The 23,110-nt window shown below is 71.7% G+C and carries 25 protein-coding genes and 1 tRNA gene; 11 read left to right on the forward strand and 15 right to left on the reverse strand.

The genetic code is table 11. The annotated features are described in order from the left end of the window. Positions 1-90 precede the first annotated feature (90 nt). The 4 genes from O4U47_RS10620 to O4U47_RS10635 all read left to right on the forward strand — a co-directional run bounded on the left by O4U47_RS10620 (position 91) and on the right by O4U47_RS10635 (position 1,924). Positions 91-507 (forward strand): YjbQ family protein, encoded by a 417-nt coding sequence (locus tag O4U47_RS10620; protein ID WP_270677586.1) that lies wholly within the window; start codon positions 91-93, stop codon positions 505-507. A gap of 168 nt (positions 508-675) precedes the next feature. Then, entirely contained in the window at positions 676-1,107 is a 432-nt protein-coding gene (locus tag O4U47_RS10625; protein WP_270677588.1) for a DUF3052 domain-containing protein, read from the forward strand. 151 nt (positions 1,108-1,258) lie between these two features. Continuing rightward, positions 1,259-1,720 (forward strand): peroxiredoxin, encoded by a 462-nt coding sequence (locus O4U47_RS10630; protein WP_270677590.1) that lies wholly within the window; start codon positions 1,259-1,261, stop codon positions 1,718-1,720. Between the two features lie 130 nt (positions 1,721-1,850). Beyond that, positions 1,851-1,924: transfer RNA gene (locus tag O4U47_RS10635), tRNA-Val, on the forward strand. Between the two features lie 129 nt (positions 1,925-2,053). Here the strand turns inward: O4U47_RS10635 and O4U47_RS10640 are convergent. Beyond that, positions 2,054-2,272: an integrase gene (locus O4U47_RS10640; RefSeq protein ID WP_270677591.1), complete on the reverse strand. Its 219-nt coding sequence runs from the start codon at positions 2,270-2,272 to the stop codon at positions 2,054-2,056. Further along, positions 2,269-3,264: a hypothetical protein gene (locus tag O4U47_RS10645; protein ID WP_270677593.1), complete on the reverse strand. Its 996-nt coding sequence runs from the start codon at positions 3,262-3,264 to the stop codon at positions 2,269-2,271. Before O4U47_RS10645 ends, O4U47_RS10640 begins: the two co-directional genes overlap by 4 nt. Positions 3,265-3,423: 159 nt before the next feature. On the opposite strand from O4U47_RS10645, the gene O4U47_RS10650 reads away from it, so the two are divergent. Further along, positions 3,424-4,245, forward strand: coding sequence for a transposase family protein (locus O4U47_RS10650; RefSeq protein ID WP_270677594.1), 822 nt, complete (start codon positions 3,424-3,426; stop codon positions 4,243-4,245). A 26-nt stretch (positions 4,246-4,271) separates the two neighbouring features. Next, positions 4,272-5,663, forward strand: a complete 1,392-nt coding sequence (locus O4U47_RS10655; RefSeq protein WP_270677596.1) for a hypothetical protein — start codon at positions 4,272-4,274, stop codon at positions 5,661-5,663. A 361-nt stretch (positions 5,664-6,024) separates the two neighbouring features. Here the strand turns inward: O4U47_RS10655 and O4U47_RS10660 are convergent, their stop codons facing one another. Both O4U47_RS10660 and O4U47_RS10665 read right to left on the reverse strand, forming a co-directional pair. After that, positions 6,025-6,231 carry a helix-turn-helix domain-containing protein gene (locus tag O4U47_RS10660; protein WP_270677598.1) on the reverse strand — a complete coding sequence of 69 codons (207 nt, stop codon included), beginning with the start codon at positions 6,229-6,231 and terminating at the stop codon, positions 6,025-6,027. Between the two features lie 336 nt (positions 6,232-6,567). After that, on the reverse strand, positions 6,568-7,887 hold the full coding sequence (locus tag O4U47_RS10665; RefSeq protein ID WP_270677600.1) for a cation:proton antiporter: 1,320 nt from the start codon (positions 7,885-7,887) through the stop codon (positions 6,568-6,570). Positions 7,888-8,080: 193 nt separating this feature from the next. On the opposite strand from O4U47_RS10665, the gene O4U47_RS10670 reads away from it, so the two are divergent. After that, positions 8,081-8,554, forward strand: a complete 474-nt coding sequence (locus O4U47_RS10670) for a VOC family protein (RefSeq protein ID WP_333563641.1) — start codon at positions 8,081-8,083, stop codon at positions 8,552-8,554. 61 nt (positions 8,555-8,615) lie between these two features. Here the strand turns inward: O4U47_RS10670 and O4U47_RS10675 are convergent, their stop codons facing one another. From O4U47_RS10675 to O4U47_RS10695, 5 genes are all read right to left on the reverse strand, one after another. Beyond that, on the reverse strand, positions 8,616-8,927 hold the full coding sequence (locus tag O4U47_RS10675; protein ID WP_270677601.1) for a hypothetical protein: 312 nt from the start codon (positions 8,925-8,927) through the stop codon (positions 8,616-8,618). Further along, on the reverse strand, positions 8,924-9,211 hold the full coding sequence (locus tag O4U47_RS10680; RefSeq protein ID WP_270677602.1) for a hypothetical protein: 288 nt from the start codon (positions 9,209-9,211) through the stop codon (positions 8,924-8,926). The genes O4U47_RS10675 and O4U47_RS10680 overlap by 4 nt, the downstream gene beginning before the upstream one ends. Before the next feature lie 313 nt (positions 9,212-9,524). Continuing rightward, positions 9,525-11,642 (reverse strand): xanthine dehydrogenase family protein molybdopterin-binding subunit, encoded by a 2,118-nt coding sequence (locus O4U47_RS10685; protein ID WP_270677604.1) that lies wholly within the window; start codon positions 11,640-11,642, stop codon positions 9,525-9,527. After that, entirely contained in the window at positions 11,639-12,631 is a 993-nt protein-coding gene (locus O4U47_RS10690; RefSeq protein WP_270677606.1) for an FAD binding domain-containing protein, read from the reverse strand. Before O4U47_RS10690 ends, O4U47_RS10685 begins: the two co-directional genes overlap by 4 nt. Beyond that, the gene (locus O4U47_RS10695; RefSeq protein ID WP_270677609.1) at positions 12,628-13,185 is read right to left on the reverse strand and encodes a (2Fe-2S)-binding protein; all 558 of its coding nucleotides are present in this window, start codon (positions 13,183-13,185) and stop codon (positions 12,628-12,630) included. The genes O4U47_RS10690 and O4U47_RS10695 overlap by 4 nt, the downstream gene beginning before the upstream one ends. A 259-nt stretch (positions 13,186-13,444) precedes the next feature. Here O4U47_RS10695 and O4U47_RS10700 point away from each other — a divergent pair, with 259 nt between their 5' ends. The 3 genes from O4U47_RS10700 to O4U47_RS10710 all read left to right on the forward strand — a co-directional run bounded on the left by O4U47_RS10700 (position 13,445) and on the right by O4U47_RS10710 (position 15,717). Then, a complete protein-coding gene (locus O4U47_RS10700; RefSeq protein ID WP_270677611.1) occupies positions 13,445-14,053 on the forward strand; it encodes a TetR/AcrR family transcriptional regulator in 609 nt (202 codons plus the stop codon). A 72-nt stretch (positions 14,054-14,125) separates the two neighbouring features. Then, complete coding sequence (locus O4U47_RS10705; RefSeq protein ID WP_270677613.1) at positions 14,126-14,887, forward strand: hypothetical protein; 762 nt, start codon at positions 14,126-14,128, stop codon at positions 14,885-14,887. Beyond that, positions 14,884-15,717 carry an alpha/beta fold hydrolase gene (locus O4U47_RS10710; RefSeq protein ID WP_270677614.1) on the forward strand — a complete coding sequence of 278 codons (834 nt, stop codon included), beginning with the start codon at positions 14,884-14,886 and terminating at the stop codon, positions 15,715-15,717. Before O4U47_RS10705 ends, O4U47_RS10710 begins: the two co-directional genes overlap by 4 nt. A gap of 36 nt (positions 15,718-15,753) precedes the next feature. Here the strand turns inward: O4U47_RS10710 and O4U47_RS10715 are convergent, their stop codons facing one another. The 4 genes from O4U47_RS10715 to O4U47_RS10730 form a co-directional block, all read right to left on the reverse strand. Then, a complete protein-coding gene (locus O4U47_RS10715; RefSeq protein ID WP_270677617.1) occupies positions 15,754-16,254 on the reverse strand; it encodes a DUF3592 domain-containing protein in 501 nt (166 codons plus the stop codon). A 19-nt stretch (positions 16,255-16,273) separates the two neighbouring features. Next, positions 16,274-16,807: a DUF3592 domain-containing protein gene (locus O4U47_RS10720; protein WP_270677619.1), complete on the reverse strand. Its 534-nt coding sequence runs from the start codon at positions 16,805-16,807 to the stop codon at positions 16,274-16,276. Positions 16,808-16,894: 87 nt separating this feature from the next. After that, entirely contained in the window at positions 16,895-18,397 is a 1,503-nt protein-coding gene (locus O4U47_RS10725) for a BCCT family transporter (protein ID WP_270677621.1), read from the reverse strand. 215 nt (positions 18,398-18,612) lie between these two features. After that, positions 18,613-20,079 carry an amidase gene (locus O4U47_RS10730; RefSeq protein ID WP_270677623.1) on the reverse strand — a complete coding sequence of 489 codons (1,467 nt, stop codon included), beginning with the start codon at positions 20,077-20,079 and terminating at the stop codon, positions 18,613-18,615. 106 nt (positions 20,080-20,185) lie between these two features. Here O4U47_RS10730 and O4U47_RS10735 point away from each other — a divergent pair, with 106 nt between their 5' ends. Next, positions 20,186-20,824: a TetR/AcrR family transcriptional regulator gene (locus O4U47_RS10735; protein WP_270677625.1), complete on the forward strand. Its 639-nt coding sequence runs from the start codon at positions 20,186-20,188 to the stop codon at positions 20,822-20,824. 38 nt (positions 20,825-20,862) lie between these two features. Here the strand turns inward: O4U47_RS10735 and O4U47_RS10740 are convergent, their stop codons facing one another. Continuing rightward, a complete protein-coding gene (locus O4U47_RS10740) occupies positions 20,863-21,636 on the reverse strand; it encodes an MBL fold metallo-hydrolase (RefSeq protein WP_270677626.1) in 774 nt (257 codons plus the stop codon). 158 nt (positions 21,637-21,794) lie between these two features. Beyond that, on the reverse strand, positions 21,795-23,054 hold the full coding sequence (locus O4U47_RS10745) for a metal-dependent hydrolase family protein (RefSeq protein WP_270677627.1): 1,260 nt from the start codon (positions 23,052-23,054) through the stop codon (positions 21,795-21,797). Positions 23,055-23,110: the final 56 nt, after the last annotated feature.

Genomic DNA, 23,110 nt, shown 5'->3' on the forward strand with positions numbered 1-23,110 from the left:
GGGGCCGAAGGGGCGGCGCGTCGGGGCGGATGCGGGCGAATCGGCCCTGAAGTGGTTCGACACGCCGTGCGGGTGGGTAACCGTTGCCGCATGCGGACAAGAACACTGGAGCTGCGCACCGGGGACTCCGAAGGGGTCTTCGACATCACCGCGGAGTGCGTCTCCTTCACTTCCGAGGCCGGAGGGGACGGGCTGCTGAACGTCTTCGTGCCGCACGCGACGGCCGGGGTCGCGGTGATGGAGCTGGGCGCCGGCTCCGACGACGACCTGCTGGCCGCCCTGCGCGACCTGCTGCCGGCCGACGACCGGTGGCGGCACCGGCACGGCTCACCGGGGCACGGGCGCTCGCACGTCATGCCGGCGATGATCGCGCCCTACGCCACGCTGCCGGTCCTGGACGGCCGCCCCGCCCTGGGCACATGGCAGTCGGTGGCGGTCGTCGACCTGAACGTGGACAACCCGCGGCGCACGGTGCGGCTCTCCTTCTTGACGGGCTCGGAGGAGTGAGCAGGATGGTAGGTGCCAGCGGCATCAGGGCACGCGTTGACGGATGAGGTCCCCAGCGTGTGAACTTAGCCAGCAACAAGCGGGAACGACCCGGCCGCGAGCGACCGCGAGGAAGCGGTGCGGCCGGTGGGCGGGCCGGCAGGAGAACATTCTCAGAGGAGGACTTTCGTGAGCGCGACCGCGGGCCAGGCGCAAAGCGACCGTAGCCTGGCCGACCGACTCGGATTCAAGCCGGGTCAGGTGGTGCAGGAGTTCGGCTTTGACGACGACGTGGACGAGCAGCTTCGCGCGTCGATCGCCGAAGTCACCGGCGAGGAGCTCGTCGACGAGGACGACGACGCCATCGTCGACGCCGCGCTGCTGTGGTGGCGCAGCGACGAGGAGGACGACCTGACCGACGTCCTGGTGGACGTCCTCGGCTCGGTCGAGGGGGGCGGGGTCATCCTCGTGCTGACGCCCAAGGCGGGACGCGACGGCCACGTGCCGCCGAACGACGTCGCGGAGGCGGCGTCCACCGCAGGGCTGTCGCAGACCAGCGCCGTGAGCGCGGGGACGGACTGGTCGGGGACCCGGCTGGTGACGCCGAAGGTGAAGCACTGACGGGCCGCAGCCACCGCCGTGCCCGGGCGGGGAGGACCGCCGTGCCGGTCGCCTTCCGCCTGCCCTAGGCTTGGCCGCGCGGGGCGCCGCCCGGCCCGAGCCGGGCCGTCGGCGCCCCGCCGCCGAACCGGCCACCTAGGAAGGCATGCGCATGTCCATCGAGACCGGGCAGCAGGCTCCCGAGTTCGAGCTCTCGGACCAGCACGGGCAGACGGTCAAGCTGTCCGACTTCAAGGGCCGCAAGAACGTGGTCCTGGTCTTCTACCCGCTCGCGTTCTCGGGGGTGTGCGAGGGCGAGCTGTGCTCGCTGCGCGACAACATCTCCGACTTCCAGGGCGAGGACGTCGAGCTGCTCAGCGTGTCGGTGGACTCGATGTTCGCCCACCGCGCCTGGGCGGACAAGGAGAACCTGGAGTACCCGCTGCTGTCGGACTTCTGGCCGCACGGCGGGGTCGCCAAGGCCTACGGCGTGTTCGACGAGGACAAGGGCGTGGCGGTGCGCGGCACCTTCCTGATCGACAAGGAGGGCGTGGTGCGCTGGAAGGTCGTCAACCCGATCTCCCAGGCCCGCGACCTGGAGGACTACCGCAAGGCCCTGTCCGAGCTCCGCTGAGCCGGCCCCGGGTGTGCTCCCCAGGCCGGGCCGGTCCAGGCCCCGGGGGTGCACACCCGCCGCCCAGCCCCGAGGAGGCGGCGGGACCCGGTACCATTTCAAACGATCGAGCGGCCTGGTGCCGGTTCGAGGGCGCATAGCTCAGTTGGTCAGAGCATCCGGCTTACAACCGGAAGGTCACAGGTTCGAGCCCTGTTGCGCCCACCCTCCCCCGAACACAGAAAAGGCCCCGCCACCTGCACGGACAGGTGACGGGGCTTCGTCGTGCGTCGGTGGTTGTCGGTGGACGATGGTGGAGGCCGGTGGTCGGCCGCGCTGAATACGCGCTGAAGTTCAGCTCCGGCGCAGGGCCTCGGTGATCTTCTGCATGGCCCTCTCCTCCTCCCCGACGATGCACTTGGCGTAGACCCGCTTGAGCACCGCCACGCTGTGGCTGGCCCACTGCGCGACCTGGGTCTCGGAGACACCGGCATTGAGCCACGTCGACACACAGGTGTGCCGTAGGGCGTAGGGAGTGCTCGCCAGGGGAGAGGCGACCTCGCTTTCACTCAAGGCCTTCCGCAGGCCCATCGCCAGGCCCGGCGATAGGTGATGGTCGGAAGCGGCCCGCCCTTGACGCCGGTGAACAGCCGCCCCTCGGAGTCGGTTCCGAAAGCCTCCAGATGTTCCCAGAGCAGGCGGGTCAACGCCGGCGGGGTCGGCACCGACCTTCCCTCTCCTTCTTCGCGTTGCTTCAGGGGCTGTTCATCGTGGGCATGGCCACTGTCAGTCCACTCGCCGCCAGCATCGGGCGTGGACCGCTCCAGATGGAGCATCCCCCAGTCGAAGAGAGGCGTGACCTCGTCGGTCTCCTCCTTTGCCTGCTTGACGGGAGCGGGTAGCGCCAGGTTGTGCTTGCGGAGGTTGACGGCTTCTTCGGGGCGGAGCCCGGAGTAGTACATCACTCCGAAGAAGGCGACCAGGCCTGGATCGGACTTCATTCCCTGGTGCTTCGCCGTGTCCTCTTCATAGCCGTAGGCCCGAACTGCCTCCAGTAAGGCCCGAGCCTGATGCGGGTTCACCACGCACCGCCGGTCGACCTGGTGGATCGAGCGCTTCGTGGCGCTCTCCAGCGGCTCGATAGGGTTTCTATCGAGTAGGCCTTCCGCGACAGCCCAGTCCAGGGCGGACTTGAGTGCGTCGTGGTTGCGCCTACGAGTCGAGAGAGCACACTTGCTGCCATCCAGCTTCGTGGTCGCCGCGGTGACAGCCGCGCGGACAACCGGGGGCAAGGACAGTCGGGACACGTCATGGGTGTTGCGCGCCGCCCAGTCGAGCGCGGCGGCTACCTCGGGGGGCCATCCGTCCGGTGGACCGGCCTTCGCATTGAAGGCATAGCGGCGAAGCGCTTTGTGGAGCAGGGCGTCATCGGGCCTTCCCGCCTCAGAGATGAACAGCCCACGCGTGGCCATCATCAAGGCGAAGGCGAGATTGCTCCGGTGCTTTGCGGATATGTGCGGCCACTTCTGGGCGCTGTAGCGCCGGGCGAACTCGTACCAGCTCAACAGTGAGGTGATCTCAGCGACTTAAGATGTGGAATGAAGGCCGCAAAACACGCAGGACGGACGCTCCGGTAATTATCCTCGTTCCCCGAACAAAGACGTGGAGCCCCAGGTAGAAGGCGAAGTAACGACACTCTGCCGGGCTACCGTGAAAGGCTCCACGTGGTCACCCATGATGCCATCCTCGACGTCCCCAGGGAACTCGTCCTGGAAGTCTCCCGCCTCCTGGCCGCCGAGCGCCGCGAGCGCGGAACCCGCCGAGGCGCCCGGGCCCTGACCTGCTTCAAGCAGGCGCTCCTGGTCCTGCGCCACTTCCGCGAGGCGGCCATCGCCGAGGCCCTGGCCAGGGACAACACCATCTCCAGGGCCACCGCCTACCGCTACATCGGCGAAGGCACCGACGTGCTGGCGCGAAACGCGCCCGAGCTGGCCGAAGTGCTCGAGCAGGCCCTCAGCCGGGGCAGGACGGTGATCCTGGACGGGAAACTCTTCGAATCCGACCGCTGCCGGCTGCCCAAGCCCGACGACTCCGGAACCGACCTCTGGTACAGCGGCCACAAATGCCACCACGGAGGCAACGTGCAGCTCCTGGCCGACGACCGGGGCAAACCGCTGTGGTCCTCCCCAGCCGAGCCCGGATCGGTCTCCGACATCACCGCCGCCCGCCTACACGTCCTCCCCCTCCTGCGCAAGGCCGCGAAACAGGGGCTGACCACCTTCGCTGACCTGGGCTATGAAGGGGCCGGCACCGGTGTGCACGTGCCCGTCAAACGCCCCAAGGACGTGGCCCCCGACCGCTTCAGCGCCGACAACAGGGCCGCCAACCTGCTGCTACGCGGCCTGCGCGCCGTCGGCGAGCGCGCGTTCGCGCTGCTCGTCGGGCGCTGGCGCTTGCTGCGCCGCACCACCAAGAGCCCCTCCAGGATCGGCGACCTCGTGAAGGCCGCCCTCGTCCTGTACAAACTCGAAAAACAAACTCACTGAGATCATCTCAATGATACACTTTTGTCATGCGACTGCTCTCCTTGGATTTTGACCCTGTTTATGGCGAGGCTGATAGGTCCACCTTCTCAAGTGACATAAGCGCGTTTGACTACGATGTTGTCATCTGGGATCCGGCAAGTAGCCTTGGATCCTACTCGTTGCATATATTCGGTGAGTACTATCGAGGGCGTCCCTCGCTTGACGAGCATGATTCTGTTCGGATCCAATCAGACGCTAGGCGACGGCGAGTCGAGTTCATAGAATACTTGAACTCAGGGCGAACACTGGTTATGATCGTTCGTCCGCCACAGTTGTGCTATGTCGACACTGGAAATCGCAGCTACTCGGGCACCGGGAAGAATCGTGTCACCACCCGACACTTGGAGTCATTCAATCTACTTTCGGCGTTTCCGCTTGAGCAGACTAAATTCTCCCCGGCAGCAGGAACAAGGATCGAGTTTGACGGTTCCGGTCCGATCGTAGATCTGCTCAAAAAGTACAAAAATCATCTCTCGTATGATGCGTTTGTGAAAGATGCGCCTGGGGCGGCGGTTGCGCACGTGGCGGGTACAGATCGTGTCGTTTCTTCAATGCTACGCTCAAAGGGTGGCGGCTATCTGATTCTAATTCCAGCCATCGACCTTCGCGATGAGTCTGGCGATGAAGATGATGAAGATAGCGACGAGGAAGGATGGCTTTCCCAGGCTCCGGAGTTCCAGGCTGACCTCCTGGCTGCGATCAGCCAGCTGAGTGGTAGTAAAAGCATGAGCAGGCCGCAGTGGATCGCGCGGTATACGACGGACGAGCAAGAGGGGCTTCGTGTTGAGATCGTGAAGCAGCAGAAACAGATTGAAAAGGTGCGAGCCAAGCTAGCCGATTTGCAACGACAGAAGGAATTCGCCGAGGCCAAGGATCAGCTTTTCTTGGGGACCGGTCGCGCACTTGAGCTTGAGGTGAAGAGCGTACTTGAACTCCTCGGTGGTGCGGTCACCGAACCAGCTCCTGGGCGGGATGACTGGAAGGTCTCCTTCCCCGAGGGCGATGCTGTCGTTGAGGTGAAGGGGATCAAGAAAAGCGCTGCCGAAAAACATGCTGCGCAACTCGAGAAGTGGGTCGCTACCGCGCTCGAGGAGACGGAGAAGGCGCCGAAGGGGATTCTCGCTGTCAACACCTGGCGCGAGCGCCCGCTAGACGAGAGGACCGAGGCAGACTTCCCGGACCAGATGATTCCCTACTGTGAGGGACGACAGCACTGCCTTGTGACGGGCCTGCAATTTTTTGTCATCAGGGATGACGTAGAGAAGAACCCGGAGCGTGCAGAGCACTGGCGGCGAGAGCTCCTCAACACGGTTGGTCGGATGACTGGTTGCGACGACTGGCGGTCGGTGTTGCGAGAAACCAGGTCGGAAGACGGGTAGATCGATGGCAACCTTTGACGATGTCTGGCGGAACATCGAAGCATGTGCAAGTCAGGTATTTTATACCAAAACTGGTGTCCCGTTCGCCTTCAGCGTGCAACACGGACAGGTGCACCTCGACAAAACTAATCGCATCATCCCGCGCAACGACTTCGTCAAGGCGAATGCACTCATGCCACTGAGTGGTCCAGGGCAGACTCGAGACCTTGTCCAGGGGTCGGCGTACGTCTTCGGTATTCTCACCGATGGTCGTATCAGAGGGTGAAGCAGTGCGATGGACAAGAAGCCTGCCCAAGCTGGGGCGACAGCTCGGGCAGGCTTTCAATAGCGCTATATACAATGCCAGATGAGTGCAAGCACCTTACTTCTTCCAGCCCGGCCGCTGGCGCATAGGGACGTTGTGCTTGAGGAGCTGGGCACAGATGGTGCTGTTCGCGACACCAAAATGCTTCCCGAGCTTGGCGAGCGACCAGCCTTCGCGGTAGAACTGGATGGCTTCGGTGATTTGCTCGTCGGTGAGGTGGCGCCAGCGTGGGGTGATGCCGTGGCGCTTGAGGATGTTGCTCACGGTGCGACGCTCAATGCTGAAGCGATCGCCAAGCTGGTAGACGGTGGCTCCGGCTTTATACGCGGCGAGGAGTTCTTCTACCTGGGCAGGCTTGAGCTGACGAGCGGTGCGAGATGTTCGTTCACGCTGCTTGGGGCTCTCAACGGCGGAAGCCTCGGGTGTGGGCAGGCTCGCAAGCAGTCGCTCTAGGTGACCGAGGTGCCACTTGACGGATGGGTTGGAATGTTGGCCGGTAGGGGCCACCCTCCCATGGACACACAAAATGCCCTGCTACCTGCACGGACAGAGGGCGGGGCTTGAATTGCGCCGTGGTGATCGCGGGCCGGGGTGAGGCCCCTACGGTCCGGCGGTTCTACTGGTCTCGCGCAGCGGGCGGCCCCGGGCGAGGACGCGGCGGAGCCAGGCGCCCGCCATCACGGAGGTCACCACGGCCAGCACGATGAGCGTGGTGAACAGCTGCGCGTTCACGATGCCCGCCTCATAGGCGAGCCACGCCAGGGCGATCCCGGGCCCGCCCCTGGCGTTCATCGCGAAGGCCAGGTTCAGGGCACCGCCCGGGGCCTCGCCGCCCAGGCGCGCACCCGCGTACACGCTCGCCAGCTTCACCGCGCACGCCAGGGCGATGAAGAGCACGGTGAAGCCGAGCAGCAGGTCCCGGCCGAGGTCCAGGCCCAGGCCGATGGAGCCGAAGTACAAGGGGATGAAGAACGCCAGAGCGAAGGCGCGCAGCTCCCCGGCGATCGCCGCCCCCGACGCCTCCTCGATCCGGGCGGCGAGCACACCGGCGAGGAACGCGCCGAACATCGGCTGCACCCCCAGCAGGGACGCCCCCGCGGCGCACACGACCACCAGGAGCACCCCGGTCACCCCCGCCGCGCCGGGGGTGTGGGCCCGGCCGCCGCTCCGTTTCCCGGCGCGGTGCAGGGCCGCTGCGGCCAGCCGGGGCACGACCGTCAGCATGCACACGAACAGCGCCACGGTCGTGAGGACGTAATAGGCCGACATCGCCGGGACCGAGTCGATCCCCAGCAGGCCGGGCAGCCCCGTCAGCCCGTCGCCGTGCGCGTGGGCCAGCCCCAGGGCCACGGCGATCACCACGTACAGGACCACGTCCTCGGCGACGGCCGAGGCGAGGACGACACCGCCGAAGGACGTCCCCAGGATGCCCAGGTCGAGCATGATCCGGGAGATGACCGGGATGCTGGTGACGGCGATGGCGCTGGCCACGACGAGCGAGAGCGCGACCGGGTCGGCGGCGGGCCCGGCGAGGCCGCCCAGGTCGACGACCTGGAGCGCCGCGAGGCCGACGCCGAAGGGAACGGCCAGGCCCAGCACCACGATCCAGGCGGTGACCCTCCGGTTCTCCCTCGGCAGGAGCCGGCGCACCTCGGCACCGGCCAGGAACATCAGCATGAGCATGCCCAAGTGCTCGATCGCGCCGAACGCGGTGGCGACCGGGCCGGTGTCCGGGAACAGCGCCCCGTGAGCCTGCGGCGCTAGGGCGCCGAGGACGGTGGGGCCGAGGATGAGCCCGCCTCCCAGCTCGCCCGTCATGCGCGGCTGTCGCAGCCGTTCGGCCAGCGTGCCCAGGGCGTGCACGGAGAGGAGCAGCACGCTGAGGGCCACCAGGAGGGACAGCAGGTCGGTATCGCTCACGGCTCCCCCTCGGGCGCCGAGGGGCCGCCGTTCGGCGGCCGTCTGAGGGAAGCCGAGAATACGGCGGGGCTCGGGGCGGGGGAGGGCCTTCAGCCGCATCCGGACAGTACCGGTGACCATGGTCCCGCTCCGGCCCTCTCGTCGGTGCGGAACGAGGACGCGTCCTGACCTCGATCGGTGTCAGGGTGGGCGCATGACCGATACGAACGACACCCCGTCCCGGCCGGCCGCCGATCCCCGCGACCGTGCGGTTCCGCGCGGGATCGCCCAGATGGGCCTGTGGGCCGATGACGTCCCGGCCGCGGCGGAGTGGTACACCCGGGTGTTCGGCATCGAACCCTATTTCGTCCGCCCGCTCGAAGGCCCCCCGCTCTACGTGGAGTTCCGCATCGGGGACCGCGGCGACGAGCTGGGCATCACCGACCGCCGTTTCGAGCCGACCGGTGCATCGCGGGCGCCCGGCGGCTCCGTCACCTCATGGCACGTCGACGACATCGAGGCGGCCTTCGAGCGGCTGCTGTCCCTGGGCGCCGAGGAGTACCAGCCGGTCACGCCGAGAGGAGAGGGCTTCGTCACCGCTTCGGTCGTCGATCCCTTCGGGAACATCCTCGGCCTGATCCACAGTCCCCACTACCTCGCCGTCCTGAACGGGCGTGAGGGCGGCTGATCCGCCTCCGCCCCGCGACAGGCCGGTGCGTAGCCCGGGTTCAGGACACCGGTGCCCGCCTTCATTCGATTTGGGCGATGACCGCGGCGTAGTCGACGATCCCGCCGACGACCGGCGTCGCCATCAGGACGACGAACGCGAACCCGGCCCACACCCGGTTCCCCGGGCTCCGGAAGCTCATGACGCTCAGGACCAGCGCGGCGACCCCGAGCGAGAGGTAGGCGGCGAGGTCGAGGAGAAAACTCGTGAGGACGGCGTTCGCGATGAGCAGGGCGACGGCCGCGCAGAGCCCCGCGATCCCCGGGATGCGGGCGCGGTCGGCGGCGACGGGCGGGGCGGGAGGGGGCGGGTACGCCGGGTAGCGGGGGGTCACATCTCACCTGCCATGAGCGCGTTGTGGGTGCCGTACGCCCAGAGGATCATGAACGTCGCGAAGGTGACCAGCGGCCCGATCACGGCGAGCAGAATGGCCAGAATCGCTTGTGCGGACGCCCCTTCCGCCCGCAGGGACCCTATGGCGGTGACGATCGCGGTGATCCCCAAGGCGGTGGGCACCAGGAACTCGACCGGGCGCCTCAGGTTCATGAGCAGGTCGACCACGAAATACGCATCAGTGCCCTCGAGAGGTTCGTCTCTGGTGTCGAGGATGGTGATCATGCTCATGTCCCCGCCCAAGCCGATCGCGCCGCCTAAGCCGATGGAGACCGCGAAACCTGCGAAGACGAGCGACCAAGCTCCCTTGCTTGCACGTGGGGGATGCATGCGGTCCTTTCGGATTCCATGGCCGACTACCGCCGGTATGTCCGTAGCGGTGCCGCCTGTGGCCTCTGCAGCGCGAGAGAGCCTATACCGGTCGGCGGAATCCTCGGAACGGCGGGGGTTCCCGCCGATTCGCGCCTCCTACTCCGCGGCCCTGGACATGTGTCGGCGGACGGGGTGTGCCCCCCGCCCGCCGATGCCAGAGAGCCCGTCAGGCCCCCGGTGCCTCCCGGCCGCCCGCCAGGACGCGGTCGGGGCGGATCGGGAGGTGCCGGTGGCGGACGCCCGTCGCGTGCCACACCGCGTTGGCGATCGCCGCGGCGGCGCCGACGATGCCGATCTCGCCGATGCCCTTGATGCCGACCGGGTCGTCGGGGTCCGGGTCGTCCACCCAGAACGCCTCCATGGGCGGCACGTCCGCGTTGGCGGCGATGTGGTACCCGGCCAGGTCGCCGCCGACGACGGCGCCCGAGGCCCGGTCCCGGGCGGCCTCCTCGTGCAGCGCCATGGACAGCCCCCAGACCATCCCGCCGAGGAACTGGCTGCGCGCCGTCAGCGGGTTGACGATCCGCCCGGTGGCGAAGGCGCCCAGCATGCGGCGCACCCGCACCTCGCCGCTGGCCGGGTCGACGGCCACCTCGGCGAACTGCGCGGCGAAGGAGTACCGCTCCTTCGCCGACAGGGCGCCGATGGCCGCGCCGGTGTCGGACCGGGCGGTCAGGCCCTCCGGCGGCACTTCCGCCCCCGGGACCAGCCGCTCCCGCAGCTCGCGGGCGGCGGCGGACACCGCCCACGCCCAGGACCGGGTGCCCATCGACCCCCCGGCGATCATCGCCGGTCCCAGGTCGCTGTCGGCGATCCGGATCCGCACGTTCTCCGGGTCCGTGTCCAGCGCCTCCGCGGCGACCAGCGCCATCGCGGTGCGCGCCCCGGTGCCGACGTCGCTGGCGTTGACCCCCACGGTGAACGACCCGTCGGCCTCGGCCGTGACGGCCGCCGTGGACGGGACCGCCCCCGACGGGAAGGTGGCCGCGGCCGTCCCCGTGCCGAGCAGCCACCGCCCCTCACGGCGCACGCCCGGGCGCGGGTCGCGGTCGTCCCACCCGAACCTGTGGGCGCCCTCCTCCAGGCAGGCCCGCAGGTTGCGGCTGCTGAACGGCAGCCCGGACAGCGGCCCCGCCTCGGGCTCGTTGCGCAGGCGCAGCTCGATCGGGTCGACGCCGCACTTCTCGGCGAGCTCGTCCAGCGCGGACTCCAGGGCGAAGGAGCCGGGCGCCTCGCCAGGCGCGCGCATGAAGGTCGGCGTCGGCACGTCCAGCCGCAGCAGCCGGTGGGCGGTGCGGTGAGCGTCGGCGTCGTACAGCGTCCGCGCGGGCAGCGCGCTCAGCTCGGTGTACTCGTTGGTGGTGGAGGTCTGGTTGCACGCCTGGTGGTCGAGCGCACGCAGCCGCCCGTCCGGGTCGGCGCCCAGCCGCACCCGCTGGGCCGTCGGGGGCCGGTAGCCCACCAGTGAGAACATCTGGCGGCGGGTGAGGACGACCCGCACCGGCCGCTGGAGGGCGGTCGCGGCCATCACCGCGGCCACCAGGTGCGGGCGGGTCCCCTTGTTGCCGAAGGCGCCGCCGACGTGCTCGGCCCGGATCCGCACCGAGGCGGGGTCCAGGGAGAACAGCTGGGCGATGTCGCCGGCCACCAGCAGCGTCCCCTGGTTGGAGTCGACCACCTCCAGGCGGCCCCCCTCCCAGCGGGCGACGGCCGCGTGCGGCTCCATCGAGTTGTGGTACTCCTCCGGCGTGGTGTACTCGGCGTCCACGACCACGGCGGAGGCGGCCAGCCCGGCCTCGATGTCGCCCTTGGACCGGTCCTCCTGCCCGGCCGGCGTGTAGGCGTCGGGGCGGTCGCCGCGGAACGCGGTGTCGTGCGGCTCGGGCTCGTAGTCGACCGCCAGGGCGTCGGCGGCCTCCCGGGCCTGTTCGGACGTCTCGGCGACGACCAGCGCCACCGGCCAGCCCGCGTGCGGCACGCGGTCGTTCTGGAACAGGGCCAGCAGCGGGTCGACCGGCCCGAGCATGTTGGAGAAGTCGGTGTTCAGGCGCGGCGCGTTGCCGTGGTGCCAGACGTCGATGACGCCGGGCATCGTCAGCACCGGGTCGGTGTCCACCGCACGGATGCGCCCGCGGGCGATGGTGGACAGCACCAGGTGGCCGTAGGCCAGCCCGTCGAAGTCGACCTCTCCGGCGTACTCGGCCGCCCCGGTGACCTTGTCCAGGCCCTCCAGGCGGACGCGGGCGGTGCCGACGGCGCTCTTGCCTTCTGCGGTGGCGGTCATGCGTCGGCCTCCTCGGCGAGTTCGGTCAGCACGGACACGACCAGGTCGCGCATCAGCGGCACCTTGTATCCGTTGTCGGGCAGCGGTTCGGCCGCGGCGAGCTCGGCGTCCGCGGCGGCGGCGAAGGCCTCGGCCGTCGCCGGGCCTCCGGCCAGGGCCTCCTCGGCCGTCTGGGCCCGCCAGGGGCGGTGCGCGACCGCGCCGAAGGCCAGCCGCACGTCCTGGACGGTGCCGTCCCGGACCTCCAGCGCGGCGGCGACCGACCCGATCGCGAAGGCGAACGAGGCCCGCTCGCGCACCTTGCGGTAGCGGGAGGCGGCGGCCACGGGCGCGGGCGGCAGGGTGACGGAGGTGATGAGCGCGCCCGCGGGCAGGGCGGTCTCCACGTGCGGGGTGTCGCCCACCGGCGGGTACAGGTCGGCCAGCGGCGTCTCGCCCGGCCCCTCGGCCGTCTCGTAGGCGACGACGGCGTCGAAGGCGGCGAGCGCCACGGCCATGTCCGAAGGGTGGGTGGCCGCGCAGTGCTCGGATGCGCCCAGGATGGCGTGGTTGCGGTGCTCGCCCTCGATGGCGGGGCACCCGCTGCCGGGCACCCGCTTGTTGCACGGCCCGGTGGCGTCGGAGAAGTAGCCGCAGCGGGTGCGCTGCAGCAGGTTCCCGCCGACGGTGGCCATGTTGCGCAGCTGGCCGGAGGCCCCGGCCAGCAGGGCCTGGGACAGCGCCGGGTAGCGGCGGCGCACCTCGGGGTGGGCGGCGGTGTCGCTGTTGGTGGCGGTCGCGCCGATGCGCAGCCCGCCGTCGGCGGTGGCCTCGATGCCGTCCAGCGGCAGGGCGCGGACGTCGACGAGGAGGGAGGGCCGCTCGATGCCGGTCTTCATCAGGTCGACGAGGTTGGTCCCGCCGCCGAGGAAGCGCGCCTCCGGGGCGGCGCCGTGCAGCGCGAGGGCGCCGGGGACGCCGTCGGCGCGGCGGTAGTCGAACTCCTTCATGCGGTGGCCTCCTCGGCCTCGGTTCCGGGCGTGCGGGCGGCCGCGGCGACGGCCTGGACGATGGACGCGTAGGCGCCGCAGCGGCACAGGTTGCCGCTCATCCGCTCGCCGATCTCCTCGGCGGTGAGCTCGGGCGCCCCGGCGTCGGGGCGCACGTCCCCGGTCGCGGCGCTGGGCCAGCCCGCCGCGTGCTCCTCGATGACCGCGACGGCCGAGCAGATCTGCCCCGGGGTGCAGTAGCCGCACTGGTAGCCGTCGAGGTCGAGGAAGGCCTGCTGGACCGGGTGCAGCCGGTCGCCGTCGGCCACGCCCTCGATGGTGGTGACCTCCTGCCCTTCGGCGGCCACGGCGAGCTGGAGGCAGGAGACGGTGCGGCGGCCGTCGGCCAGGACCGTGCAGGCGCCGCACTGGCCCTGGTCGCACCCCTTCTTGGTGCCGGTGAGGCCGAGGCGCTCGCGCAGGGCGTCGAGCAGCGTGGTGCGGTGGTCGACGGCGACGGTGTGCTTCTCGCCGTTGACCGTCAGTGTGACGGTGCTGGAGGTGGCTGGGGACATGGTCGGCCTCTTTCGCGGACAGGGGGTGTGCCGCGGCGCTGCGGGGCGCGGGCGCGGCGGGTGCGCGGAACGCCGCGATGGGCGTGGTCGTGGCGGTCGGGATCGGTGACCGGATGCCGCCGTTCATGCGGAAACGTCCCCCCGGTACAGTGGGGACAGGAGTAAACGGACAGCTGTCCGGACACGGCGAATCTAGTGGACAGTTGTCCGCTTGGCAAGGGCGGCCCGCTGGGCCTCCCGGGGAGTGGGCGGACGCGATATGGACCATCCGGACGGGGCGGGCGGCGGGTGCACGCCGCTGCGCTCGGACGCGCAGCGCAACCGCGACCGCATCCTCGACGTGGCCCTGGTGGAGCTGACCCGGTCGCCGGACGTCCCGCTGAGCGCGATCGCCAAGAAGGCGGGCGTGGGGCAGGGCACGTTCTACCGCAACTTCCCCAGCCGCGGGGCCCTCGTCCTGGAGGTCTACAGCCACGAGATGCGGCAGGTCGCCGACGCGGCCCCGAAGCTGCTCGCGGAGCTGCCGCCGGACCGGGCGCTGCGCGCGTGGATGGACCGCCTGGCCCGCTTCGCCCTGGCCAAGGCCGGGCTCGCGGAGGCGCTGAGCCAGGCGCTCGGTGGGCCCGGAGGGTTGGCCAAACCCGGCCCCGGCCCGCTGAACGAGGCCATCGCCCTGCTGCTGCGGGCCAACGACGAGGCCGGGACCATCCGCCCCGGGGTGCTCCCCGAGGACTTCATGCTCGCCATCACGGGGCTGTGGCACATCGGGGCCGGAGAGGACCGCAAGGAGCGCATCGCACGCCTCTTCGACCTGGTCATGGACGGCCTGCGCGCCGGAGCGCCGAGCCGCCGCGACGCCGGGGGATGACGCGCCCGCCCCGGCCCCGCCGGACGTCCGGCACACTGGCGTCGACAACCGGCCGCATCGGGAGGTCTCCGCGTGGAACGCCGTCGTCTGCTGCTGCTCCTGACGGTCATGATCGCCGGCGCCGCCGCGATCGGCCTGGCCTCGGTGGGCGCCGACCGCGTTCCGTCGACGGCCTGGGGCGACGGCGGCTCGGAGCCGCCCGCGCTGCTCGTGCGGCTCTTCTTCGCGCTCATCACGTTCTTGGACACCTACGTGGGGTGGTCCCTCGGCCCGTTCGTGCTCGGGTACGCCGTGCTGGGGTACGGGGCGGTGCGGTCGCCGCTGCCGGCCGCGGCGGCGGGCGCCGGGTTCGCCGTGGCGGCGCTCGGCGCCTACGGGATCGGTGGTCATGCCGCCCAGGCCGCCGACGCCAGGGCCGCCGCGGCGTTCGAGTCGGCCATGGACGTCCCCCCGCCGCCCGCCCCCGTGCCCGAGCCGAGCCTGCCGGGCAGCGTTCTGGGCCTGGTCCTGTCCCCGCTGCTGCCGGCGGCGGTCGCCGGAGCGGTGGCGGTCGCCGTCGCCGCCTACTACGCGGGCCGGTTCCCGGCTCTGCTCCTGGTCCCGGTCGGGGCGGTCGCGCTGGACCTGTGGCGGCGGGCGCCTGGGCCCTCGCAGGGCATCGTCAACACCGTCCCGGACGCCCTCCTGGCCGCGACCGGGGTCCTTCTGGCGGTGTGGGCGTCGGCGGCGCTGGTCCGGCGGCACCGGCGGCCCGCGACCGATGAATTCCGCGCCCGGGACCGGTCCAAGCATGCGGACGGACCGACCGTGTCCAGAGCGAGGAGAACGCGATGACATCCGCAGCGACGCCGACCACCGGGACGCTCAAGGTCCCGGGGGCGAGCCTGTACTACGAGGTGCGCGGACAGGGGCCTCTGGTGGCCCTGGTCGGCTCGCCGATGAACGCCGAGCCGTTCGCCCTCCTCGCCGACCACCTGGCGGACGGGCACACGGTGCTCACCGCCGACCCGCGCGGCATCCGCAACAGCGTGCTGGAGGACCCCGATGAGGCGGCGGCGGTGGAGACGCGCGCCGACGACCTCGCCCGGCTGCTGGAGCACGTCGGCTCCGGCCCGGCCGCGGTCCTCGGGTCCAGCGGCGGCGCGGTGACCGCGCTCGCGCTCGCCCAGGCCCGGCCCGACCTCGTGGGCACCGTCGTCCCCCACGAGCCGCCGCTGAGCGAACTGCTCGACGACCGCGAGGAGCGCAGGGCCTCGACCCAGCGCATGATGGGGATCTACCGTTCGGGCGACGTGCTCGGGGCCTGGTCGGCGTTCATGGAGAGCGCGGGCATCCGGCTGCCCGAAGGGGCGCTGGAGCACATGTTCGGAGGGGAGCGCGACCCGCAGGACGTGGCCGACGAGCGGCGCTTCTTCCTGTACGACCTGCCGGCGACGACGGAGTGGCGCCCCGACGCCGAGGCCCTGCGCTCGGGCGGGGTGAACGTGGTGCCCGGCATCGGGGAGGACTCGGCCGGGGAGCTGTGCGACCGGACCACGCGCGCCCTGGCGGGGCTGCTCGGGACGGAGCCGGTCCTGTTCCCCGGCGGGCATACGGGCTTCGCCGAGGACGGCGACCCGGAGGCGTTCGCGGCCCGCCTTCGCCCGGTGATCGACGGGGCTTGAGCGGCGGCGCCCAGGGCTGAGGCGGGCCGGCCCGCCTCATCCCCCGAGCGGATCCGGGCGCCCCGAGCGGCGCCGGAAGTGCCGGTAACCGAGGGCCGCGCCCGCCCCCGACAACAGGACCGACAAGGCCAGGGCCGCGATACCGCCGTAGAGGGACATGGCGTGGGCACCTTCTTCGGTGCTGGGCACGGTGACCACGTGGCCGGGCTCGCCGGGGGCGTAGGCCACCGTCAGCTCGTCTCCCTCCCAGGGGTCGTCGGAGTTCAAGCCCTCCAGCTCGACCCGGGTGAAATCCTCCCCCTCCGCCGTGTAGGCGACGAAGACGGTGATCTCCTGTTCCCGCCGGTCGTCGAAGTCGGCCCGTTCGACCAGCCGCTCCGAAACGACGGCCTCGGCCCGTCCGGTGTGGTCGGTGTAGTCCGTCGTGCCCACGGCGACCTGTCGGACGCCCACGATGAGCAGCGCGACCCCGAAGGCGACGAGCCAGACGTTGGTGCTGCCGAAATTCTTCGTGAGGGGGGACCTGCGTCCTGCCATGGCATTCCCGTGCCCCTTCTCAACCCTTGAGCGAGCCCGCCCCTGAGCCCCGCTTGACCTGCTTGACGATCAGGAGCGCCCCGGCGCCCAGCAGCGGCACCGACAGCACCAGGGCGGCGATCCCGATGTAGAGGAACACGTCGTAGGCGCCCTCCTCGGTGCTGGGCACGGTGACCACGTGGCCGGGCTCGCCGGGGGCGTAGGCCACCGCGAGCTCCTGCCCCTCGTAGTGGTCGTCGGCGTTCAGGCCCTGCAGCTCGACCCGGGTGAGGTCCTGGCCCTCGGCCGTGTAGTCCACGAAGACGGTGATCTCCTCGCGGCGCTCGTCCGGCTCGCGCTCTTCGTCCTCGTAGGTGACCTCCACCAGCCGCTCCGAGACGACGGCGTCGGCCCGCTCGGTGTGGTCGGTGTAGTCGGTCGTCCCGACGATGAGCATCACCGCGCCCAGGATGAGGGCGATGATCCCGAAGACGGTGACGGCCCCGCCGGGACCGAGCTTCTTCTTGACACGGGAACTGCGCTTGGCCATGGCGCTCGCCGACGCCCTTTCCATTGGGGGATGGTTCCGTGGTCTCCGACGCCGCCGACCGGCGGACGGTTCCCGCGGGACGGATCCGCGCCGACCGGAGGCCCCCGGGCGTCAGCGGTTCCCGGTGATGCCCTGTTCGGCGGCCATCTCGCGGACCAGCCGCGGCGCGGTCCACAGGGTCGGCAGCATGATCAGGCCCACCGGGACGGCGGCCACCACGATGAAGGACTGCAGCGCGTCCACCCCGCCGTCCCCGACGCCGAGCAGGGCGGCGCCCGCGAGGCCCATGCCGACGCACCAGAACGCCCGCACCCATGGCAGCGGCTCGCCGCCGCGCATGGACGCGGCCGCGATGGTGTACGACATGGTGTCCAGGGTCGAGGCGAAGAACAGCAGCGAGACCACGATCATGACGACGCCCAGCGCCACCGTGTAGGGCAGGGCCTGGATGACGGCCATCGCCGCCGCCGGGAGCCCGTCCTCGGCATAGGGTCCGGACACCGCGCCGGGCTCCTGCTGTTCGAGGTACAGGCCGGTCCCGCCGAGCGCGCTGAACCACACCGTCGTGATCAGCGCGGGCAGCACGGTGGCGCCGACGAAGATCTGCCGGACCGTGCGCCCCCGGGAGATGCGCGCGATGAAGATCGCCATCATCGGGGCGTAGCCCAGGAACCAGCCGAAGAAGAACACGGTCCAGTAGGCCAGCCACTCGGTGTCCCCGCGGAAGAGCGCCATGGTGGCGAATTCGCGCGCGTACACCGCGCTCGCCTGCAGGTAGGCGTCGGCGACGTAGGCCGCGGACCCCAGCGCCACGATGGCCAGGACCAGGGCCAGCGCCACCCACACGTTGATCCGGCTGAGCAGCTGGATGCCCCGCGAGAGGCCGCTGAGCAGCGAGACCAGCGCGACCGCGGTGAGGCCCAGGATGATCCCGGCCTGCGCCGCGTAGGAGTCGGCCGTGCCGAAGAGCGCCCCGGCCATGTAGGACACCTGGAGGCCCAGGAACCCGAGCGGCCCGACGGTCCCGGCGACCACCGCCGCCACGCACGCGATGTCGACGGCGGAGCCGAGCCAGTGCGTGCGGACCCGCTCGCCCATGACCGGGTGGAGGAGGGTGCGGGGGCGCAGGGGCATGCCCTTCTCCGCGCCGCGCATCATGACCAGCGTGGCCAGGGACCCGCCGATCGCCCACGCCGCCAGGCCCCAGTGCGTGAAGCTCTGGGCGAGCGCGGTGGCGACCGCGGCCATGGGGCCGTCGACGGTTCCGGCGTACTGCGGCGGCGCCTCGGTGTAGTGCGCGATCGGCTCGGCGGCCGCCCAGAACACGCCGCCCGCGGCGAGCAGCGTGGTCAGCACCATGGCGACCCACCGGAACGCGCCGAACTCGGGGGCGTCGGTGCCGCCCATGCGCACCCTGCCGTAGCGGGAGAAGGCCAGTACGGCGGCGACGGCGGCGGTGGCCGTGAGCAGCACCTGCCAGTACGCGCCGAACGCCCCGGCGGACCAGGTGAACGCGGCGGCGACCGCGTCCCCGGTGGCCGTGGGCGCGGTGAGGGCGGCGATGACGAAGGCGGTGAGCAGGCCGCCGCTGACGGTGAGGACCCAGACGTCCACCCGGCCCCTTCCGGGCACGGGCGCACGTCGCTCGTCGGCATTCGGGATGGAGGACACTCCTCGGGGATCCGTCCCGGGCGGGGGCGGGGCACGGCCCGGCCTCTGGGCCCGGTGACGTCGGCGCGGCGGCCGGAGACAGAAACGGGTGACACCGCGCAATCGCGGCAAAACGCCCACCGTACCGGCCGTGCCGGGGCGGGGGCCGGTGGCACGTCTCACGCGGGACCCGTCGTCCCCGACCAGGGCGGGGCCGCGGTACGGGTGTGCCGAATCCCACGCGGGTCGACCGGGGCCAGTGCGCCGAACCTCCGCTCGATGGCCTCGGCCGCCTCCAGGCACAGGTCCTCGCGGTGCATCGGCCCGATCACCTGCACCGAGCGCGGCAGCCCGCCGGCCGTGCCCACCGGGACGGCCACCGCGGGCACACCGACACAGGTCGTCACCGCGCACAGCCCCAGACCACGGGTCACCCGCTCGTGGGCCCCGGGGTCCACTAGCTCTTCGCCGGGTGCGGGGACCGGGCCCGTGAAGACGGGGCCCAGCAGCAGCGGCACCTCCTCCTGGAACCGGGCCCACGCCCGCTGCGCCCCCAGCCGGTCGGCGGCGGCCTGGACGTACCCGGCCAGGTCCGGCGGCGGGTTCCGGTCGGACGAGTACGCGATGTGGCGGCGGGCCTCCTCGCCCATCAGCTCCTCGATCTGCGGCCGCGCCAGCGCGAACTCGGCCGTGGTCAGGCGCGCATAGGCCTCTAGCGCCTCGTCCTGCTGCGGCGGAACGGCGTCCTGCACCGCGTAGCCCGCGTCCTGGAGCGCCTCGGCGGCCGCCGCCACCGCCGCATGGGCCGCCGGGTCCGTCGTCCCCGGCCCGAACGGCTCGGCGGCCACCCCGACCCGCACCGGGCCGGGCAGCGGCGGCCCCTCCAGCGGCACCGGCAGCGCGCGCGGGTCGCCCGCGTCCGGTCCCGCCAGCACCGACAGGGCCAGGCGCAGGTCGCCCACGGAGCGCGCGATCGGACCGTCGACCGGGAACATCTGCGCGGCCAGGGTCGGTTCGCGGCCGCCGACGCGGTGGTCCGAGGCGATGCGCCCGTAGCCGGGCTTGAGCCCGGCCACCCCGCAGAACGCGGCCGGGACCCGTACCGACCCGCCGGAGTCGTTGCCCAGCCCGAGCGGCGCCATGCCGGTGGCCACCGCCACCGCGTCGCCCCCGCTGGTCCCGCCGGGAGTGCGGCCGGGGTCCCACGGGTTGACCGTGTCCCCGTACAGGGTGCTGCGCGTGTGCACTCCGCCCAGTGTCATGTCGGGCAGGTTCGTGCGCCCGACGCACACCGCCCCGGCCGCGCGCAGCCGCCGCACCGGGGGAGCGTCCTCGCGGGCGACCAGGTCCCGCAGGCGCGGCACGCCGAACGTGGTCGCGGTCCCCGCGACGTGGACGTTCTCCTTCACCGTGAACGGCACCCCGGCCAGCGGCCCGAGCCGCTCACCGGCCGCCCGGCGGCGGTCGACCTGCGCGGCCTCGGCACGGGCGCGGTCGGCGAGCGGCGTGGTCACGGCATTGACCGCGGGGTCGGCCTCGGCGATGCGCTCCAGGTGCGCTTCGACGGCCTCCTGCGCGGTGAGCTCTCCGGAGGCGACCGCCGCGGCCAGCCCGGCCGCGGTGCGCGTGTGGATCGGCGTGGACATGGCGGTGCGCCCCTTCGTCGGACGTTGGTTGATACACTTCTGTTTTCTAATACAGATCCGTATCCGAATACAAACGTGTTTTTGAGTTGGACGGGGGAGGAGCGCCGTGGCCGAGCGGCTGACCAGGCAGGAGAGCAGGCGGCGGACGAGGGGGCGGCTGCTGGCGGCCGCCGCCGAGCTGTTCGCCGAGCGCGGGGTGAACGGGGCGTCGGTCGAGCAGATCGCCGAGCGCGCCGGGTACTCGCGCGGGGCGTTCTACGGCAACTTCGCGGGCAAGGACGCGCTGGTCGCCGAGCTCCTGAACGAGCGCACCCGCCGGGAGGCCGAGGAGGTGCGGGAGGCGACGGCGGGCGCCGCCACGCGGGACGAGGCGTTCGACGCCCTGCGCGCGTGGAACCGGGACCGGGCGCGCAACCTGGACTCGTGGCTGGCTCTGCGGATGGAGCTGCTGCTGCACGCGATCCGCACCCCCGAGCTCCGGCCGCTGCTGGCCGAGCGCGAGCAGGCGGCCCGCGGCGCCCTCGCCGAGGGGGTCCGCCGCGAACTGGACCGCGGCGGTGCGGCGGCCCCCGCGGACCCGGCGTTCCTGGCGCTGATCGCGCACGCGCTGGAGGACGGCCTGCTCATCCAGCGCGTCCTGGACCCGGGGGCGGTGGGGGACGAGGCCGTGGTCGACGCGGTGGAACTGCTGCTCCGGTCCTGGACGGCCCTCGGCGGGGCCCCGGGGGAGGAGGGGCGCGGATAGGCGCGGGGGCGGGGTCGGCCCCGCGCCCGCGCCCGGCCTCAGGCGAACTGCAGCCGCTCGCTCAGGCCGGCGGTGGTGAAGGCCTTCTCCAGCTCCGCGCGGCCCTCGGAGAAGTGGGTCCAGCCCTCGAAGTGCACCGGGACCGACCGGCGGGCTCCCAGGATGCGGGTGGCCTCCGCCGCCTGGGCGCTGTCGAGGGTGATGGTGGTGTCGAACATCGGGGCCCGCGCCGCGCCCGCGAACAGGACGGCGGTGTCCACCGGACCGAACCGGCCGGCCACCTCGCGGACCAGGTCCAAGGACGCGTTGTCCCCGCTGACGTAGACCTTCGGCAGGCCGTCGCCGGTGAGTACGAAGCCGATGACCTCGCCGAGGACCTCCTCCGCGCCCTCGGGGCCGTGCAGTGCGGGCACCGCCGTCACGGTCACCGCCCCGCCCCCGGGACGGGGCACCTCGGTGCCCTCCCACGGGGCCAGGCCGCGAACGGAGCGGGCGGTGGCGGCCAGGCGCTCGGCTCCGCTGCGGGTGGTGAGCGTCAGTGGGACGTCGGCCAGCAGTGCCCGGCCGGACAGGTCGAGGTTGTCGGGGTGCTCGTCGTGGGAGAGCAGCACCGCGTCGACGGGGCCGATTCCGGCGGGGGAGGCGGCGGGCGGCGCCGTCTTGGTGATCACGATGCCGTCGCCGACGGGGTGGTCGCCGGGGGAGTCGAAGGTGGGGTCGGTGAGCAGTTTCAGGCCGCCGTAGGAGATGAGCGCGGTCGGTCCGCCGATGGTGCGGACGGGGACGCGTGCGGGGGAGCCGGTACCGGACATGGGTGACCTCACGGGTAGATGGACGTCTTTCCGTGATTCCGATTCTCGGGCATCCTCACGGATGAAAACAAGACTTTCCGTGAGGGAGTTGGGCGGCCGGACACGCGAGAACGGGGCGCCCCTGCTCTGAGCAGGGACGCCCCGTTACCTGAGGCCCCTCAGGCGCGGATGTCCTTCACCACCCGTCCTCCCTGCACCACCACGGCCACGTTGTCCGGCTCGGCCAGCACCCCCACGTCCCGCAGCGGGTCCCCCTGGCACACCACCAGGTCGGCCAGCTTGCCCTCCTCCACCGTGCCCAGGCGGTCGGCCACGCCCAGCAGCTCGGCCGAGGACCGCGTGCCCGCCTCGATCGCCTCCATCGGCGACAGCCCGACCCGCACCAGGAACCCCAGCTCCGCCAGGTTCCTCCCGTGCTCGCTGACACCGGCGTCGGTGCCCAGCGCCACCCTCACGCCCCGGCGCACCGCCTCGGGGATCCGGTCGAACGTGCGCTCGGCCAGCCACTGCTTCGCCCGGTAGGCCTTCTCCGTCATCAGGTGGCGCCGGTGCTCGAAGTCGAAGGTCGCCAGCGTCGGCACCAGGAACGTGCCCCGCTCCAGCATCAGGTCGATGCCCTCGTCGTCCACCAGGTAGCCGTGCTCGACGCTGGACACCCCGCCCAGCACGGCGTTGCGGATGCCCGCCGCCCCCTGGGCGTGCGCGGCCACCGGGCGCCCGCCGCGGCGCCCGGTCTCGGCCACGACCGCGGCGATCTCCTCCTGCCCCAGCCCCTCGTCCTCGGGGCCGTCCGACGGGCTGGAGATGCCCCCCGTCGCGCACACCTTGATCACGTCGGCGCCGTCGCGCATCAGCCGCCGCACGGCCACCCGCGCCTCGTGCACCCCGTCCGCGGTCTCGCCCGCGCCGGGGGCCAGCCGGTGCGGGTCGATGCCGCTGGGCAGGGTGAAGTCGGCGTGCCCGCCGGTGTCGCTGATCAGCCGCAGGGCCACCTGCAGCCGGGGGCCCACCGCCAGGCCGCGCTCCTGGGCCGCCTTGAACCCGGCGTCCAGCCCCCCGAGGTCGCGGACGCTGGTCACGCCCGCCTCCAGGGTGCGCCGCATGCGGTCGGCCGCCGCGAGCGCCTGGAGGCTGGCGTGCGAGTCCAGGTGGTTCCACACCAGCTCGCGCGGGTTGTCCAGGCCGAGGTGCACATGGCAGTCGAAGAAGCCGGGCAGGAGCGTGCGCCCGCCCAGGCCGACCTCCTCCTGCCCCGGGGCGGGGGCGGGTGCCCCCGCGGCCGGACCCGCGTAGGCGATGGTGCCGTCGGCGGCCGTGGCCACCACGGCGTCCTCGACCGGCGCCGCTCCGGTGCCGTCGATCAACCGCGCCCCGGTGAAGCGGACGGGAAGCGGCGGCGGGGTCGCGTGCTCGGGCATGCTCTCGGAACCTCCGTTGTCGTGGGGATCGGGGAACGCGTGGGCGAGTGCGCCCG

Source organism: Nocardiopsis suaedae (assembly GCF_027706745.1).
GTDB classification, from domain to species: domain Bacteria; phylum Actinomycetota; class Actinomycetes; order Streptosporangiales; family Streptosporangiaceae; genus Nocardiopsis_A; species Nocardiopsis_A suaedae.